Origin of the sequence: Bradyrhizobium sp. AS23.2 (genome assembly GCF_001908185.1) — a bacterium.
Lineage (GTDB): Bacteria > Pseudomonadota > Alphaproteobacteria > Rhizobiales > Xanthobacteraceae > Bradyrhizobium.
The window spans coordinates 1-16,604 of the sequence record NZ_LGHM01000146.1; the positions used below are offsets into that span (position 1 = coordinate 1).

The window sequence follows — 16,604 nt, forward strand, 5'->3', positions numbered from 1 at the left end:
ATTCCTGATCCTCGATAATGGCGGTGTAGTAGAACGCTCTCAACAGCGTCCCGCGGCTCTGAAACTCCTTCAGCAGGCGCTTGTAATCGATGTCGAAGCCGAGAGTTTTCGCCGTCGCGTAGAGATTGGCCCCATCGATGAAGAGCGCAATCTTGTTGGTAGGAGAGGGTGACATTCGGTTTGCTCGCGGGATCGCAGTTTGGATTGGGCTGGAGTGGCGGCTAGCCCAGGGCGCGATCTTGGGCGCATTCTGTGGTGAAGCTACCTGAGATCTGGTAGCCCCAAATGCTTTAGACTTCAAACGAGTTTTCGCGAGTAGCGCGAGTAGTATTTACGCGCCGGAGCTTTGGCGTACGCAGTAAGTTGCCCTGACAAATTTGTCATGTATTCTGCATATTTGAAGATGACCTGTTTCGAAGCGCGGGGCATTTCCATGGCCGTCAGCGAGTTCGTTCTCTTTGATCGTGTCGTAACCAAGCATGGCCGTACTTGGCGCTGGTCGATCTCTGATCAGCTTGGGCGCCTCCTTCTGGCTGGCACAGAGCGCAGCAAGTCCGCGGCACATTATATGGCGGCCCGAGCGATGTTCCAATTACTTCTGACGGCCTCATATCGAAGCGGGATGAACTCGACTTGATGCGACAGGTGCCCATCCGGTACCGTTTACTTCGCCGATTACCCGTCCTAGGCTGCCCCCATTGCAAATGCGAAATTTCATTGTGGGGTAGCGTTATGTCGAGTGCGATAAGCTTGATTGTAGAGGGCTATGCTAGGCTGAAGGACCGCCAGTCGCTCGAGAACCTGAGGATGCACCGCCGGCGCCTGGCAGTCGACCTGAGGGCCAGAACGGGCTTCGACTGCCGGTCATCGATCGCCCAAGTCGAGCAGGACATTGCGGTTATCGAAGCGGGGTTGCAGACGCTGTCGGAGCCCATCGGCGGATAGTCGCGGTCGGAAATCTCCAACTTCTTAGCTGTCGCCTGAGTGGGAGAATTGTGGGGCAGGGGCGCCGCCGCAATTGCAAGCCCGTGGTTCGTCTCAAGCCCTCAGTCTGCACCCCATCCGCAACGATTGCTTAACGGACTAGGTTGCAAGCTCCGCCCCCAGTGGACCCACTCCGCTTCGGTCCACTCGCTTTAACCTTCGCCCGCCGGCCCCATCTCCGGCGGGCGGATTTTCTTCGTGAGGCCGGCCTCAGAAAAAACGGCGATCCACGCGCGGGGGCGACAGTCTGATCGTACCGCACCGCAGCGGAAAAGGGATTAAGGTCTCCTAGCCACAGCGCGAGACATCAGCGCTACATGCGGCATGGTGTTTCAATCGTCTTGCGACGGTCGAACTGGCGCCAGCTGGTGAAATCGTAAGCTCCATCCCATTCATGGATTGAATGGCCGCATTCCTCACATCGGAAGCAGCCTTTGGACGGGGCATGTGCTTGCGTCGTCCTGTAGTTGGCGAGGCAGCCCTGGCAGACGAAAATCACACTGATTGGTTCTGCCGCTCGTCCCATCATCAATGCCGCCAGCCGTCCTTGTCGCCTCCGACTCTAAAGCCGTTGGGTCTGCGTGGCAATTCGCCTGCGCTGGGGTGCTGCAGCGCGAGCAGGGCACGCCGAAGTAGGTTCACTTAACTGCACTTTAACCGCGGAGGAAGATCATTCCTGCCGACTAGCATCGTCCAAAAGACCCACACATTGGGAGCCATCGCTGACCTCAACGCAGCGGCGGCCTTTTTTGGGCCGGCATCGACTATCGGGCTTTCACGGACGACAGTCTCACGATGATGTATGAGAGCATTCGCGGCGCTCTCGGTTCTGACGACGCCATGAAAGCAAGGAAAAAAGCCTCGCTTTCGGGTTCGAGAAACACCTGACTGGCGAGAGCACGCGGCTAACCCGGAAGCTGAGATGCATCGGCGCGGGAAGCTGTTCGAGATTATCGATTGGTCCGAGGACCAGGCAGATTTGCCTTTGTGATTAGCGTAGTCATACCTGCTCGGTTGGCAGTGACTTCACTGGAGAAGGCTGTCATGTTCAAGGGGTTCGCGATTGCGGCTCTAGCTGTTTTTCTTCTCTCGATGGTTGATCAGTACGCGACAAATGGCCGGTACACTGACGCTGCTGTGTTCATGGCAAAGCAGATCAGACACTCCTTTGGGGTCTGAGGTGCACGCGCGTCATGCTGCTTGGTGTGCTCGTCGACTTCGACGATGAACCCCGGCGGCATGCGGGGGCTGGCCGCCGTCTGGAACATTGCAATGCAGGAAGGGCGCGCAGCACGGTCATGCGCGGTAAGTCGATCATGCGAAAGGGTCGACCCGTTTGGCCTCGTTGGCAGCGGACACCGGAAACTCATTTAGCGCGTGCTGCCTTATCCTGATTGGTTCACGCTCCCCTTGTGAAGCGGGCCAGAGAACGCGCTCGGCAACTTCCACTACAGATCGCTGCTGCTGATCAGTGAATGACGGACTAGAAAGAACGTCGTCATCTCGACACGTTGTTCGCCTCTTTGCCGCAAGATGCACTGGCGCTGTTCTGCGGCCCGATGCCGATGCTGGTTGCTGCGCGCCACGCCTGGATCGGCGCAGGTCGTCCGCTTCCCGATCTCCGCTGCGAGACGTTTGGCTCCAGCGGTTCGCTTCCGACCGAGACGTTCCGCGTGCGCCTGAAGGACTCCGGTATCGAGCTCGAAATCCCGCGCGAGCGCTCGATGCTGGACGTGCTCAATACCAGCGGCCATGACGTGATGTACGACTGCAAGCGAGGTGAGTGCGGCCTGTGCGCCATCGACGTGATCGACGTCGAAGGCGAGATCGACCATCGCGACGTCTTCTTTTGCGATCACCAGAAGCGAAGCAACGAGAACATCTGTGCCTGCGTCTCCCGCGCGAGGGGCACCATCACCGTGGACACGCTGCTGCGGGCGGATGCGATCTGAGGCCGGGCCCAGGGCGTCTATTCGTACGATAAGCCCTATGATGGAATGGTTCGTCCGCTCTGTCCGGCGCCATACTCACTTGAACGTTTCAACTCGGAAAGCATGCCTGTGCTGTTAGTGTCACAGGCGAAAGATTTAAGATCTGCGGGAATTGAAAAGCGTACATTGCGCTCACCTGATTACCACAGGCCGGGGTCGAATAGGTGAATGTTTGGGCAGGCAGGCTCAGCCCTAATGCCTGTTGGGCAGCGAATCTGGTGATCGCAGAACCGCTCGGACACAGAGCGGGATTGACGCTCGCGCAACGCGCCGCAAATTCAGCGCCATGCTGCAAGCCAATTTGCGTCCATAAGACTAGCCCAAACTCGATGATGCCAAAGATAAACAGGAAGAAGGCAGGTGCCGTTAATGCAAATTCGAGAGCGGTGGCTCCGCGAGTATCGCGCCATAAACCTTGGACGTTCATTGCAGCCTCGATGTCGACTGTGCGGCAAACGTATAGATCGGGGCAACAAGCTGATAGTTGATGAGCGTATAGTAAGTAGCTTGCGCCGAGACGGTGGCATAGGTACCGGCGACGCTACCGGTTGGGCAGGTCGAGCCGCAGCTCACGGTGCTCACGCCGGTTTTGCCAGGGCATCCACAAAACTGAACTGGGGCGGGCGAGACAATGATCGATGATGAATTGGTCGCACTTGTCACCGCTGTCGCGATGCCTGCGGTGTCAAAGCCATGTGAGATCGCATATTGGGCACCGACCTGGGCTGCCTGTTCAACCTGCATCTTGCGGTAGACTGCAAGACCAATGTCGGTCACCGAAACGACCATCAGCGACAATAGCGGGACCATAAACCCGAACTCGATCGCCGCGGCACCGCTCGTGTCAAGGAGGGAGCGACGACATGAGCCGTAGCCAGTGGGCAATGAGGGCAGCCACAGGTGACGCAAGAGTGTCTTACCATTCATAGTAGCCTCACTCTACGAGTTGTGCGGTTTGTGAGCCGATCGTGGCGACGCCAAGCCCGGCACAGTTAACCTGAAGATTCGACGTGCCGGTGAGACTGATCGTATCCGCGATGATCTTGGTGCAGGAGGTGCTCGTACCGTTGCCGCCAGCAAAGCTCAGATTTGCCTTGGGAAGATAGATGGCGCCCGTGAAGTTCTGCGAGCCCCCTCCGGTCAGATTGAAGCTAGTGCCCGTCGGCATGTTGCGGTCCCCATAAATCGCGATGCCCGCCATCGTGCCGGACGCAGGCGCCGTCAGATTGACTATGGCGTTACTTCCGATGGATGCCGTACCCCATTTGTTGCCGGAACCGGTGAAGACCAGCGTTACGCCCGTCCCGGTAATCGTCGCATTGCCGGCAACACTCAGGTTCGCACCATCCAGATAGTAGATGCCGGCGCTCAAGTTTAAGGTTGCCCCGGCGTTGACCGTGATGTTTCCGCTGTAGCAGCCTGGGCTGAGAGAGGTGGTTTTCCCATTGGAGTTGATTGTGTAATTCTTGGGATCGCATGGCTGCGGCTCGGGAGGCGGTGAAACGTTCGCGTACGGGTCTGCAACCGGGCGAATATGGGTCTTGATACCGTTAGTCGCCGTGATGCTGCTCGTACCGGAAACGTCGCCGACAACTCCCACCTGGTTTGCGGAGACCGTAGCATTGCCGTTGACGCTGAGAGACGGGCTGGCGCTTGAGTTGCTGTAAAGATTGCATTTGATCAAGTTGAGCTGATTGCTGCCGCTCACGCTCACGGCGGAGCTTGCAGTCGGATCGAGCGCGAGCACACACCCTGTTCCGGAATTTGGCTTTGCTACCGCTCGCGCCGCGATGGGTACAGGGCCTGTGCCGAACAACGACGACAGGAGCCGCTGCTGCGGCTGGCTTACGATAACCTCGACGGCCTGGGGATCTGACGTATAGCTGCCCGTTTTCGGTGGCTGGTTGACGGCTACGATCACATCGTTGACCGCATTGGCGTAACCATAGTTCGCAGCGACTGCGTTGGCCTCGGCGGTCATGTCGGCGCCGACTGACATGGCAGTTGCTGCGCTCACTGCGCCAGAGTCCGCCGCACTTTGCATATTCTTGTGCCTATAGAACCACCATCCGACCTCGGTGCCGAGGCCCGCCGCGCCTACCAGGACGGGCATGAGCAGCGCGGAAATGACCACGTAGCTTCCCGACTGATCGCGGGAAAACCGACATAGAGCGTCCAGCTGGTCAGCGTGGATTCGCTTTGCTTTTCGGAAGATCGTGTCTGGCATGACGGATCGGTTTCCAAACGCTCGCCAGCCTCATGCTGGCGATTGCCGCTTTTTCCCGATTATCATGTTGGGCCCGATTTAAGGCCGGCCTAAACTGACAACTAAAATGCAAAGGAAATGCGGATGAGACGTTTGCGTCTTGGCCATTGCCGGTGCGAACTCGTCGCCGCCGATACGTGCGACATGCTCGGCCGCGCGCGTGGTCGAGCAGGAGTACCGCGATTTCTTCGCCGGACAAGGAGAGCCGTTTCAGGGCGGCATCAGACGTCTCGTTGAAGGCGATGCGGTTGGGTCAACCGGTCAGGGGGGCTGCCGCAGCGTGCTTCCACGTCGACCTGCCGCATCACGCGCCGCGCATCAGCGCCCCAACTGCTTCGGATCGTAATAGAACCGCTCCTCGATCAGCTTGTCGCCGCGCCAGGTCTGCCACGCAATCTCCTCCAGCGTCCGCGTGACGCCCTCGGCATTGGTGAAGGAGAATGTCCAGCGCGTGGCGACATTGTCGCCCTCGATCAGGCTCGGCCCGATGCGAACGGCCTTGACCTCCCTGGAGGCGGCCAGCACGCCGCGTTCCTTGGCGACGAGCTTGTCGCGGCCGACCGTCGGCGCGGCGTTGTTCTCGAAGGTCGCGGCATCGGGCGTGCAGAACTGCTCGATCGCCCCGATGAAATCCCCAGCTTCCAGCCGCTGCGCAAAGGCTTCGACGATGTCACGGCTCGGCATGGTTCACCTCTCGAATAAAACCAACTGAGAGTCGGTAAATACCGACCGACGGTCGAAAAGTCAACTGGCCGCGTTGATCGAATTGGATTAGACGATACCCATGGCAAAACAGGCGGAGCGGCGGGCAGCGACATCAGAGGCGATCTTGACAGCGGCGCGCCGCCTGTTCGGCACGCAAGGTTTTGCCGCCACCACCATGGACGAGATCGCCGAAGCAGCCCGCATCGCCAAGGGCGCCGTCTATCATCACTTCAAGACCAAGGAAGCGGTGTTCGAAGCCGTGTTCGATCTCGTCTCGCGCGATCTCGTGACCGAGATCGACAGCGCAGCGCGCGCCGAGAAGGACGTGCTCGCCGCGATGGTCGCCGGGACCCAGCATTACTTCGCCGCGACCGCCAAGGGGCCGACCGGCCAGATCATCCTGCGCGACGGCCCGGCCGTGCTCGGCTGGGAGCGTTGGCGCGAGATCGACGCCAGGCATTTCGGCGGCAAGCTGCCACGCGCGATCGCGGCCGCCATGGAGGCCGGCCTGATCGCGCGGCAGCCGGTCGAGCCGCTGGCGCGCCTCCTGCTCGGCGCTGTCACGGAAGCGGCGGTCGCCTGCGCCGGACGCGCCGATATCGCAAGGGCAGGCGCGGAATATGCCCGTGCGTTCAAGTCGCTGGTCGAGGCGCTGCGCTTGCGCGCATGATCGTGCTAAAGCGTTTTCGAGCGAAGTGGATACCGGTTCGCGTAAAGAAAACGCGTCCCAACAAGAATCTAGAGCCCCGTTCCGATTCCATCGGAACTGAGCTCTAGTGACGACACTGGAAACGCCCACACCAACAAAAAGAACAGCAGCGCATGAACGCAAATTCCTCCCTCGCGCCGTCCGATCCCGAGTTCGACTACATCATCGTCGGCGCCGGCTCGGCCGGCTGCGTGCTCGCAAGCCGGCTGTCGGCGAACGGCAAGCACAAGGTGCTGCTGCTCGAGGCCGGCCCGAAGGATTCCAACATCTGGATCCACGTGCCGCTCGGCTACGGAAAACTGTTCAAGGAGAAGACGGTCAACTGGATGTACCAGACCGAGCCGGAGCCCGAGCTGAAGGGGCGCCAGGTGTTCCAGCCGCGCGGCAAGACGCTGGGCGGCTCGAGCTCGATCAACGGCCTGCTTTACGTCCGCGGCCAGCACGAGGACTACGACCGTTGGCGCCAGCTCGGCAACACCGGCTGGGGCTATGACGACGTGCTGCCCTATTTCAAGAAGGCCGAGAACCAGTCGCGCGGCGCCGATCAATATCACGGCACCGGCGGTCCGCTGCCGGTCTCCAATCTGGTCATGACCGATCCGCTGTCGAAGGCGTTCATCGACGCTGCGGTCGAGACCGGTCTGCCCTACAATTCCGACTTCAACGGCGCCACGCAGGAAGGCGTCGGCCTGTTCCAGACCACGACGCGCAACGGCCGCCGCGCCTCGACCGCGGTCGCCTATCTCGGCCCTGCGAAGACGCGTGCCAATCTCACGGTCGAAACCTCCGCGCTCGGCCAGCGCGTGCTGTTCGAGGGCCGCCGCGCCGTCGGCGTCGAATACAGGCAAGGCGCAACCGTGCGCCGCGCCCGTGCCCGCAAGGAGATCGTGCTGTCGAGCGGGGCCTACAACTCGCCGCAGCTTCTCCAGCTCTCCGGCGTCGGCCCCGGCGATCTCCTGCGCAAGCACGGCATCGACGTCGTGCTGGATGCGAAAGGAGTTGGCCACGACCTCCAGGATCACATGCAGGTCCGCATCGTGATGCGCTGCTCGCAGAAGATCACGCTCAACGACACCGTCAATCATCCGATCCGCCGCACGCTCGCCGGCGCGCGCTACGCCCTGTTCCGCCAGGGCTGGCTGACGATCGCGGCCGGCACCGCCGGCGCCTTCTTCAAGACCAATCCGCGGCTCGCTTCGCCCGACATCCAGGTTCACTTCCTGCCGTTCTCGACCGACAAGATGGGCGAGAAGCTGCATGATTTCTCGGGCTTTACCGCGTCGGTGTGCCAGCTCCGGCCCGAAAGCCGCGGCAGTTTGCGCATCAGGAGCGCGGACCCGACCGTGCCGCCGGAGATCCGCATCAACTACATGTCGACCGAGAACGACCGCACCACCAACGTCGAAGCCCTGAAGATCCTGCGCAAGATCCTGAACGCGCCGGCGATGAAGCCGTTCGTGGTCGACGAGGTCGATCCCGGCAAAAAGGTATCCACGGACGCGGAACTGCTGGATTTCTGCCGCGAGCGCGGCAGCACCATCTACCATCCGACCTCGACCTGTCGTATGGGCAACGACGCGCTCGCGGTGGTCGACCAGCGGCTGAAGGTGAGGGGGCTCGAGGGTCTCCGCGTCGTCGACGGTTCGATCATGCCGGACCTCGTGTCCGGGAACACCAACGCGCCGATCATCATGATCGCCGAAAAGGCCTCCGACATGATATTGGAGGATGCGCGTTAGAGCATGATCCGGAAAAGTGGGAACCGGTTTTCCCTCGCGACAAACGCGGAACGCGTTTGCGCGGAGATCATGCTCAAACAAGACCACGCGCGGTGAAAGGACGAAGACTTGGCTACTCGACTGAAGATCGGCACCCGCAAGAGCGCAATGGCGATGGCGCAGACGGAAGAGATTGCGCGCCGCCTGACCGCCGCCATGCCCGATCTCGATGTCGAGATCGTCAAGTTCGACACAACGGGCGATCTCGACCAGACCAGCAAGCTGCTATCGCATGGCGGCAAGGGCGGTGCTTTCGTGGCGCAGATCCGTGCCGCCGTGCTGTCGGGCGAATTGCAGGCGGCGATGCATTCGCTGAAGGACATGCCGGGCAACGAGGATACGCCCGGCCTCGTCATCGGCGCCACGCTGTCGCGCGATCCGCCCGGCGACGCCCTGGTGCTGCGCGATGGCGTGACGCTGGAGGCGCTGCGGCAGTCGCGCGGCAAGGGTTTCAAGATCGGGACCAACGCCGTCCGTCGCGCCGCCTATGCGCGGCGCGTGTTTCCGGACGCCGAGATCATCCACTTCCGCGGCGCGGCCGATACGCGCGTGCGAAAGCTCGACAATGGCGAGAAGCAGCGCCTGCCGGATGGCAGTGCGGTGGGACCTGCGGACGCGCTGATTATGGCGCGCGCGGGCCTCGACCGCGTCGGTCTCGCCAGCCGCATCGCCTATGAGTTTACTGCGGCCGAGATGCTGCCGGCGGCGGGGCAGGGCATCGTCGCGGTCGAATGCGCGGCGCAGGACTGGCAGACGCGGCGCATCCTCGCATCGATCGACGATCCCGCGGCGCACGCCTCTGCCGATGCCGAACGCGAGGTGCTGTGGGTGCTGAACGGCCACTGCAACTCACCCATGGCGGGCTTCTCGACCATCACGGGCGATCAGATGTCGCTGACGGCATCCGTGCTCGACCTCGCCGGCAACACCATCATCGAAGCCTCGCACACAGGTCCCGCCAACCGCCCGCGCGAGCTCGGTCGTGCGGTGGGACTGGATCTGCTTACGAAGGGTGCTGCCGAGATCATCGAGCGCAGCCGGCCACGCTAGCCTGCCCGCGAGGTCACAATCGGCGCGATCATGCAATGGTGCGCCTGTTTTGCCCGACGTGTCAAACGCCTTCGCGGCAGGGCCGAAAGCCATGCCAGACGAAATCCTTCAATGATTTCTACTTTGCATGGGGTCGTTTTCGAGTTTTTTGTTGCGCCGGCCCCCGGGCCGCTGGCAGGGCTATCGGATATAGCTCGGCCTTATGGTTCGAGACGCGCCGCATGCGGCGCTCCTCACCATGAGGAACTAAGATTTGGCCGCGAACAAGACCTCATCCTGAGGAGCCCGCCAGAGGCGGGCGTCTCGAAGGATGCGCCGCGAGGAAGATCGCGTATCCGCTAGCCGCGCACGCGCTTCAGCATTTGCTCGACATGGGCGATCGGCGTTTCCGGCTGGATGCCGTGGCCGAGATTGAAGATCAGCCGCCCTTGCGCAAAATTCGCCAGCACATTGTCGACCGCGCGGTCCAGCGCAGCGCCACCGGTGATCAGCACCAGCGGATCGAGATTGCCCTGCACAGCGACGCGGCTCTGCACCCGCTCGCGGATGAAGGCCGGCTCTGCGGTCCAATCGATGCTGACCGCATTGACACCGGTCGCCTCGACGTAACCAGGCAATTGCGCGCCGGCGCCGCGGGGAAAGCCGATGATCTTCGCATCCGGCACCTTGGCGCGGACGCCTTCGACGATGCGCCGCGTCGGCTCCACCGACCATCGCGCGAACTCGGCCGGCGGCAGCACGCCGGCCCAGGTATCGAAGATCTGCAGGGCGTCGGCGCCGGCGGCGAGTTGCGCCAGCAGATACTCGATCGAATTGTCGACCAGCACGTCGATGATTTTCGCGAATGCCTCGGGATGCCGGTAGGCCATCATCCGCGCCGGCGCCTGGTCGGGCGTGCCGTGGCCGGCGACCATGTAGGTCGCAACCGTCCATGGCGCGCCGCAGAAGCCGATCAGCGCGACTTTGGGATCGAGCGCGCCGCGCACGATGCGTAGCGCCTCGAACACCGGCGCGAGCTTGCCGAAATCGGCGTGCGCGGCGAGCGTCGCGACCTTGGCGGGATCATCCAGCGGCTCGAGCCGTGGGCCTTCGCCGACCTCGAAGCGCACGGACCGGCCGAGCGCATAGGGGATCACCAGGATGTCGGAGAAGATGATGGCCGCATCGAAGCCGAACCTCCGGATCGGTTGCAGCGTGACCTCGGCGGCAAGTTCCGGGTTGAAGCAGAGATCGAGGAAGCCGCCGGCCTTGGCCCGCACCTCGCGATATTCCGGCAGGTAACGGCCGGCCTGGCGCATCATCCACATTGGCGGGATAGTCTGGCGCTGGCCGGAGAGCACGTCGATGAAGGGCGTTTTTGCAGACTGGGGCACGAAGGAGTCCTGATGCAGATTTGAGGTTCCTGATACACCGCTAGAGGCCGGAGCGGAACAGGGGAACCGGCGCAAATACGTCGCGTTGACCAGCCAATGGAGGAGGAATCCATGGCTCAGACATTCAATCCCGCGCCGCATGACAAGCACGCCGACGATCTGCGCGAAGCGCTCGCCGCCGACCGCCATGCCAAGCTCGATACCGGGTTGGAAGATAGCTTTCCGGCGTCCGATCCCGTGAGCGCCGTGCAGCCGACACCGTCGAAGGCGGATGCTGACGCTGACAACCCGTCGCTCTGGAACAAGGTTAAGCAGATCTTCAGTTAGGGCTCGCCGGTTTCCGATAGGCTCGCTAACGCATTGTTAGCGATCCGGCGACGCGCGGGTCCGTAGGAGTACGGGAAAACCCGCTTATGCCAGTGAATGTCAGCAAGCGCTTCAGGGTTCAATAACAGAAGCGGCGGAGTTTCCAGCGATCGGAGAATCCTGCCGCATGAACGTCGCCTCACAGAGAGCCGGATGGAGCCGCCTGCCGTTGCGCGCGGCGGCGTTCGTCGTGCTCACTTGCGCGACCATCCTCGGCGTCAGCGGCTGGCGCGAGTGGGCCGCGCGTGATGCGGTGCTCAAGGGCGCCGAGACCGAGATGGCGAACGTTGCCCGCTCGCTGACGCAACATGCCGAGGACAGCCTCGACCTCCTCGATTCCGGCGTCGTCGGCGTCGTCAGCCGGCTGGAGATGGATGGCACCGATCCTGCCACGATTGCCAAGCTGCGCACCCTGCTGGAGGCGCGCAAGAAGGCGATGGAGCGTGTGCACAGCCTCGCCATCATCGACGATCAGGGCAACTGGCTGACCTCGCCCGGCACGATCGCCTCGACGCTCAGCGATGATGCGTTCTTCCGCCATCACCAGCTCTCGCCCAAGCGCGAGGCCTATGTTGGTCATCCCGTGAAGAGCCAGCTTGACGGCGAATGGGTCGTCACCCTGTCACGCCGCTTCAACAAGCCGGACGGCAGCTTCGGCGGCGTGGTGCTCGCGACCATCAGCTCCCGGTATCTTTCGCATTTCTACGAGCAGTTCGAGATCGGCCGCAACAGCTCGGTGTCGCTGATGTACGGCGACGGCATGATCGTCGCGCGCAACCCGAGCAACGAAAAATTCGCCGGGCGCAGCGTCGCTGACGCGCCGCTGTTCCGTGACGCCAGCCTGCGACGGCCGAGCGGCGCCTATCATTTCAAGTCGCTGCTGGACGGCGCCGAACGCGTCAGCTTCTTCACGCGTAGCGGCCGTTACCCGCTCGTGCTGCTTGCCACTATCGACAAGGATGAGCTTCTCGCACCTTGGCGCGCCGCGGCGATTTCCCGCATGCTCTACGTGCTCGCGCTGGTCATGCTGATCGCGGTGATCGGCGCGTTGCTGGTGCGGCAGTTGCAACGCCGGCAGCGCATGGCCGCGGCTCTGGTCGAGAAGGAGGCCCATTTCCGCCTGCTCGCCGAAGGTTCCAGCGACATGGTGACCCGTATCGGGCTCGACGAGCGGCTGCGCTATGTCTCTCCCTCGTCGGTTCGCGTCGTCGGCTGGCGCGCCAATCAACTGCTCGGATCGCCGGCGCTCGCCGGCATTCATGCGGACGACCTGCCGCACGTCCAGGCCATCGTCGATGCGATGAAGCGCGGCGAGAAGGAGGAGGCTCGGATCACCTACCGCAACGTGCACCGGACGAAGACCGAGGTCTGGCTCGAATCGACCATGCGGGTGACACGCAAGGACAATGGCAACGTCGATGGCGTGGTCGCGATCTCGCGCGATATCACTGAGCAGAAGAAGCTGGAGACCCGGCTCGAGGCGCTTGCGGTCGAGGACAGCCTCACAGGGCTCGCCAACCGCCGCCGCTTCGACGAGCGGCTGCAGGAGGAATGGGCGCGCGCCTATCGCGACCGCTCCAGTCTTGCCCTGCTGATGATCGACGTCGATCGTTTCAAGTCCTACAACGACGAGTATGGCCATCCCGCAGGCGATGCCTGCTTGCGGGTCGTGGCTCAGGTCATCGCCGCCGAAATGCAGCGCCCCGGAGATCTGGCTGCGCGCTATGGCGGCGAGGAGTTCGCCATGCTGCTGCCGAACACCGATGCCGCGGGCTGTGCCCGCATCGGCGAGCGGATCCGGAAGGCCATCCGCGCGGCGGGCCTCGTCCACACCACCAATCGCGCTTCGGGCTGCGTCACCGCTTCGCTCGGCGGGGCGGCCTGCCGGCCGGCGCTGGAGCGCACGGCTGGCGTCGGCTCGCTCATCGAGGTTGCCGACCAGGCGCTCTATGCGGCGAAGGAAGCCGGGCGCGATCGCCTGATGATGTCGGGCGAGGTGACGAACCTGCTGCCCAAGGCATCAGGCCAGTAGTTCTTTGCCTCAGTAGTGAGGCGGGCGCTCGTTGGCAGGTCCCGGCGCATTCGCTTCGGCTTCCTGCAACCGTTCACTGAACTGCGCGATCTGCCGCGTCAGCGCGTCGATCTGCTTCCATTGCGCGGTGATGGTCTGGTTCAGCGTCTCGATCGTGTCGTCCTGATAGGCGATGCGCGCCTCCAGCTTGTCGATGCGCTCGCTCAGAATCTTTGTCTCATTCGTCACGGCCGTGTCCCTTGTCCCGTTCGCGCAAACCGTGGCCGAGCGCGACGCGCTCGTCGAACACGAAGCATTCGCCGCGCCAGCGGCTCTGCGTCTCCGGCACGTCTTCCAGATACTTCAAAATGCCGCCCTTGAGGTGATAGACCTCGGCAAAGCCGCGTGCGAGCAGATGCGCGCTCGCCTTCTCGCAGCGGATGCCGCCGGTGCAGAACATCGCGATCCTGCGATGCTTTGCCGGATCGAGCTGCTCGGCGGCAAAATCCTTGAACTGGCCAAAGCTCTTGATGCCGGGATCGACCGCGCCTTCGAACGTCCCCATCGCAACCTCGAAGGCATTGCGGGTGTCGAGCACCAGCGTGTCGGGTGCCGAGATCAGCGCGTTCCACTCGGCAGCATCGACGTAAGTGCCGACCTGGCGGGTCGGATCGGCGGCCTCGTCCCCGAGCGTGACGATCTCCTTCTTCAGCCGCACCTTGAGCCGGCCGAACGGCATCGCCTCGGCGGTCGAGAACTTCAATTCGAGATTGTCGAGCCTGCCGCCGAACATGTCGCCGTGCGCGAGCTCATGGGCGAAGGCATCGACCGCATCCGGGGCCCCGGCAATCGTGCCGTTGATGCCCTCCTGCGCGAGCAGCACGCTGCCCTTGAGCGCCAGGCCGGCGCAGAACGCGCGCAGCGGCTCGCGCAGCTCGCGGTAATCGGGCAGGGCGGCGAATTGGTAGAAGGCGGAGACCTTGAAGACCGAATTCTTGTCAGACATGGCGGCTCGTTTAGCAGGCGGCCGCCGCCCAGAAAACCCGCATGGCCGGGGCCTGCAAAAGGTCTATACGCCCAGCGGATGGCAGCCATTTCCCTGGTATGCCAGCCATTGCCGGGGCGGGCCGGAATGTGTCATGAAGGCTCGGTTTTCCGAGCCGGCGCGTCATCAGCGCCCGACGACTTAGCCTAGAGGCCAGAGAGCAAGAATTCGATGAGAAACTTCCATTTCCCCGGCAGGTCCACGGTTCACGCCACCAACGCGATGGTGGCGACCTCGCATCCGCAGGCGTCGCTCGCCGCGATCGAGGTGCTGCGCGAGGGCGGCACGGCGGTGGACGCGGCAGTGGCGGGGTCGGCCGTGCTCGGCGTGATCGAGCCGCAATCGACCGGCATCGGCGGCGATTGCTTCGCGCTGATCCAGCCGCGTGGCGAGGGCAAGATCATCGCCTATAACGGCTCTGGCCGGGCACCGAAGGCGGCGAATGCCGACTGGTATCTCGAGCGCAAGATCAACTCGGTGCCGCTGACCTCGGCGCATGCGGTCTCGATCCCCGGCGTGGTCGACGCCTTCGCCACCGTGCTGCGCGATCACGGCAAATTCGGCTTCGACCGGCTGCTGCAGCCCGCGATCAAGGCGGCCGAAGAAGGCTACGTCGTCGCGCCCCGCATCGCCTTCGACTGGAAGAACCAGTTCGAGAAGCTGAAGAACGGCACTAACACCGTGCGTTACCTGCTGCCGCACGGCAAGCCGCCGGTGGCTGGCGACGTCATCCGCCAGGCGGAGCTCGGCAAGACGCTGCGCGCGATCGCCAAGGACGGCCGCGACGCGTTCTACAGGGGCCCGATCGCGGAGGACATGGTCGAGACGCTGCGCGGCATCGGCGGTCTGCACACCCTCGATGATTTCGCCGCGCACACCACCGAGACCACGACCCCGATCGGCACCACGTACAAGGGCTACGACGTCTGGCAGTGCCCGCCGAACGGACCGGGCGTCACCATGCTGCTGATGCTGAATATCCTCTCGCGGTTCGACCTGACCAGGTACGCCCCGCTCAGCGTCGAACGCTTCCATCTCGAAGCTGAAGCCGCACGCATCGCCTACATGAATCGCGAGATGCATGTCGCCTCTCCCGAGCACATGAAGATCAACGTCGCCGAGATGCTCGAAAAGGGCTTTGCCGACGAGTATATCAGCAAGATCCGCATGGACGGCATGCTCGATCTGCCGAACGTCGCGCCGCCGATGAACCCCTCGACCATCTACATCACTGTGGTGGACAAGGACCGCAACGTCTGCTCGTTCATCAACTCGGTCGCGCATTCCTTCGGCTCGGCGATCGTCTCCAACAAGACCGGCGTGCTGTTCCAGAACCGCGCCGGCGGCTTCCGCATCCAGCCGGGCCATCCCAACTGCATCGAAGGCGGCAAGCGCCCGCTGCACACGATCATGCCGGGGCTGCTCACCAAGGGCGGCCGTTCGACGATGTCGTTCGCAGTGATGGGCGGACAGTACCAGCCGACCGGCCAGGCCCATCTCTTGACCAACATTCTCGACTATGGCTGCGACGTGCAAGAGGCGATCGACATGCCGCGCGGCCTGCACTACGAGGGCCAGTACCAACTCGAGGACAGCGTGCCGGCTGACATCGTCGAGGGGCTGAAGAAGCTTGGCCACAAGACCACCAGCGTGCTCGGCCCGCTCGGCGGCGCCCAGGCGATCTGGATCGACTGGGACAAGGGCACGCTGACCGGCGGCTCGGACCCGCGCAAGGACGGCTGCGCGCTGGGTTATTGATCCAAGAGCTGGGGCTGGAATCGGCGACCGCGTTGCGCTAGACACCTCCCGCCTCAAACGGAAGGTGTCTTATGCAGCGTTTCCAACGCGCGCTCCTCGCCATGATGTCGGCACTCGCGATCACCGTGATCGCCAGCGTGTCGCATTTCGTTTCCACCACGGCCTCGGCCCAGACCGCAGGAAAGACCATGACCACAGCTTCAGGCCTCCAGATCATCGACGGTACTGTCGGCACCGGCGCTTCGCCCAAGCCCGGCCAGATCTGCGTGATGCACTACACCGGCTGGCTCTATGAGAACGGCCAGAAGGGCAAGAAATTCGACTCGTCCGTGGATCGCAACGAGCCGTTCGAATTCCCGATTGGCAAGGGCCGCGTCATCGCCGGCTGGGACGAGGGCGTTGCCTCGATGAAGGTCGGCGGCAAGCGCACGCTAATCATCCCGCCGCAGCTCGGCTACGGCGCCCGCGGCGCCGGTGGCGTGATCCCGCCGAACGCGACGCTGATGTTCGACGTGGAATTGCTCGCGGTGAAGTGACGCTTCGCGTCATTCCGGGGCGGCTCGAAGAG

Annotated in this window: 16 protein-coding genes and 2 pseudogenes; 9 read left to right on the forward strand and 9 right to left on the reverse strand. The window is 62.9% G+C overall.

Translation table 11 applies throughout. From position 1 onward, the window contains the following. The coding region (locus AC630_RS28720) for an NYN domain-containing protein (protein WP_143198400.1) at positions 1-175 on the reverse strand (175 nt) is incomplete at its 3' end. 557 nt (positions 176-732) lie between these two features. Here AC630_RS28720 and AC630_RS47285 point away from each other — a divergent pair. Then, positions 733-945 (forward strand): hypothetical protein, encoded by a 213-nt coding sequence (locus AC630_RS47285; RefSeq protein WP_074121818.1) that lies wholly within the window; start codon positions 733-735, stop codon positions 943-945. A 1,532-nt stretch (positions 946-2,477) separates the two neighbouring features. Further along, positions 2,478-2,936: pseudogene (locus AC630_RS28745) on the forward strand (2Fe-2S iron-sulfur cluster-binding protein); the annotation flags it as partial. 88 nt (positions 2,937-3,024) lie between these two features. Here AC630_RS28745 and AC630_RS28750 read toward each other — a convergent pair. The 5 genes and pseudogenes from AC630_RS28750 to AC630_RS28765 all read right to left on the reverse strand — a co-directional run bounded on the left by AC630_RS28750 (position 3,025) and on the right by AC630_RS28765 (position 5,925). Continuing rightward, on the reverse strand, positions 3,025-3,402 hold the full coding sequence (locus tag AC630_RS28750; protein WP_074121820.1) for a TadE/TadG family type IV pilus assembly protein: 378 nt from the start codon (positions 3,400-3,402) through the stop codon (positions 3,025-3,027). Then, the gene (locus AC630_RS28755) at positions 3,399-3,902 is read right to left on the reverse strand and encodes a TadE/TadG family type IV pilus assembly protein (protein ID WP_083636436.1); all 504 of its coding nucleotides are present in this window, start codon (positions 3,900-3,902) and stop codon (positions 3,399-3,401) included. The genes AC630_RS28750 and AC630_RS28755 overlap by 4 nt, the downstream gene beginning before the upstream one ends. 7 nt (positions 3,903-3,909) lie before the next feature. Continuing rightward, positions 3,910-5,202, reverse strand: coding sequence for a TadE/TadG family type IV pilus assembly protein (locus AC630_RS28760; protein ID WP_083636437.1), 1,293 nt, complete (start codon positions 5,200-5,202; stop codon positions 3,910-3,912). 141 nt (positions 5,203-5,343) lie between these two features. Next, positions 5,344-5,558: pseudogene (locus AC630_RS48450) on the reverse strand (putative bifunctional diguanylate cyclase/phosphodiesterase); the annotation flags it as partial. 1 nt (position 5,559) lies between these two features. Beyond that, the gene (locus AC630_RS28765; RefSeq protein ID WP_074121822.1) at positions 5,560-5,925 is read right to left on the reverse strand and encodes a nuclear transport factor 2 family protein; all 366 of its coding nucleotides are present in this window, start codon (positions 5,923-5,925) and stop codon (positions 5,560-5,562) included. Positions 5,926-6,025: 100 nt separating this feature from the next. Here AC630_RS28765 and AC630_RS28770 point away from each other — a divergent pair, with 100 nt between their 5' ends. From AC630_RS28770 to hemC, 3 genes are all read left to right on the forward strand, one after another. Next, on the forward strand, positions 6,026-6,616 hold the full coding sequence (locus AC630_RS28770; protein WP_074121823.1) for a TetR/AcrR family transcriptional regulator: 591 nt from the start codon (positions 6,026-6,028) through the stop codon (positions 6,614-6,616). Positions 6,617-6,768: 152 nt separating this feature from the next. Continuing rightward, positions 6,769-8,394, forward strand: coding sequence for a GMC family oxidoreductase (locus tag AC630_RS28775; protein WP_074121824.1), 1,626 nt, complete (start codon positions 6,769-6,771; stop codon positions 8,392-8,394). A 108-nt stretch (positions 8,395-8,502) separates the two neighbouring features. Further along, on the forward strand, positions 8,503-9,483 hold the full coding sequence (hemC, locus tag AC630_RS28780; RefSeq protein ID WP_074121825.1) for a hydroxymethylbilane synthase: 981 nt from the start codon (positions 8,503-8,505) through the stop codon (positions 9,481-9,483). A gap of 338 nt (positions 9,484-9,821) precedes the next feature. Here hemC and hemE read toward each other — a convergent pair whose 3' ends face one another. Beyond that, entirely contained in the window at positions 9,822-10,856 is a 1,035-nt protein-coding gene (gene hemE, locus AC630_RS28785) for a uroporphyrinogen decarboxylase (protein ID WP_074121826.1), read from the reverse strand. Between the two features lie 111 nt (positions 10,857-10,967). Between hemE and AC630_RS28790 the strand changes: the two genes are divergently transcribed. Beyond that, a complete protein-coding gene (locus AC630_RS28790) occupies positions 10,968-11,183 on the forward strand; it encodes a hypothetical protein (RefSeq protein WP_074121848.1) in 216 nt (71 codons plus the stop codon). 166 nt (positions 11,184-11,349) lie between these two features. After that, on the forward strand, positions 11,350-13,254 hold the full coding sequence (locus AC630_RS28795; protein WP_074121827.1) for a sensor domain-containing diguanylate cyclase: 1,905 nt from the start codon (positions 11,350-11,352) through the stop codon (positions 13,252-13,254). A 9-nt stretch (positions 13,255-13,263) separates the two neighbouring features. On the opposite strand, the gene AC630_RS28800 is transcribed toward AC630_RS28795, so the two are convergent. Together AC630_RS28800 and trhO are read right to left on the reverse strand one after the other, a co-directional pair. After that, positions 13,264-13,482, reverse strand: coding sequence for a SlyX family protein (locus tag AC630_RS28800; protein ID WP_074121828.1), 219 nt, complete (start codon positions 13,480-13,482; stop codon positions 13,264-13,266). Continuing rightward, a complete protein-coding gene (gene trhO / locus AC630_RS28805) occupies positions 13,472-14,239 on the reverse strand; it encodes an oxygen-dependent tRNA uridine(34) hydroxylase TrhO (protein ID WP_074121829.1) in 768 nt (255 codons plus the stop codon). The genes AC630_RS28800 and trhO overlap by 11 nt, the downstream gene beginning before the upstream one ends. A gap of 210 nt (positions 14,240-14,449) precedes the next feature. On the opposite strand from trhO, the gene ggt reads away from it, so the two are divergent. Both ggt and AC630_RS28815 read left to right on the forward strand, forming a co-directional pair. Then, on the forward strand, positions 14,450-16,036 hold the full coding sequence (gene ggt, locus AC630_RS28810; RefSeq protein ID WP_074121830.1) for a gamma-glutamyltransferase: 1,587 nt from the start codon (positions 14,450-14,452) through the stop codon (positions 16,034-16,036). Between the two features lie 71 nt (positions 16,037-16,107). Next, positions 16,108-16,572: an FKBP-type peptidyl-prolyl cis-trans isomerase gene (locus AC630_RS28815; RefSeq protein ID WP_074121831.1), complete on the forward strand. Its 465-nt coding sequence runs from the start codon at positions 16,108-16,110 to the stop codon at positions 16,570-16,572. Positions 16,573-16,604: the final 32 nt, after the last annotated feature.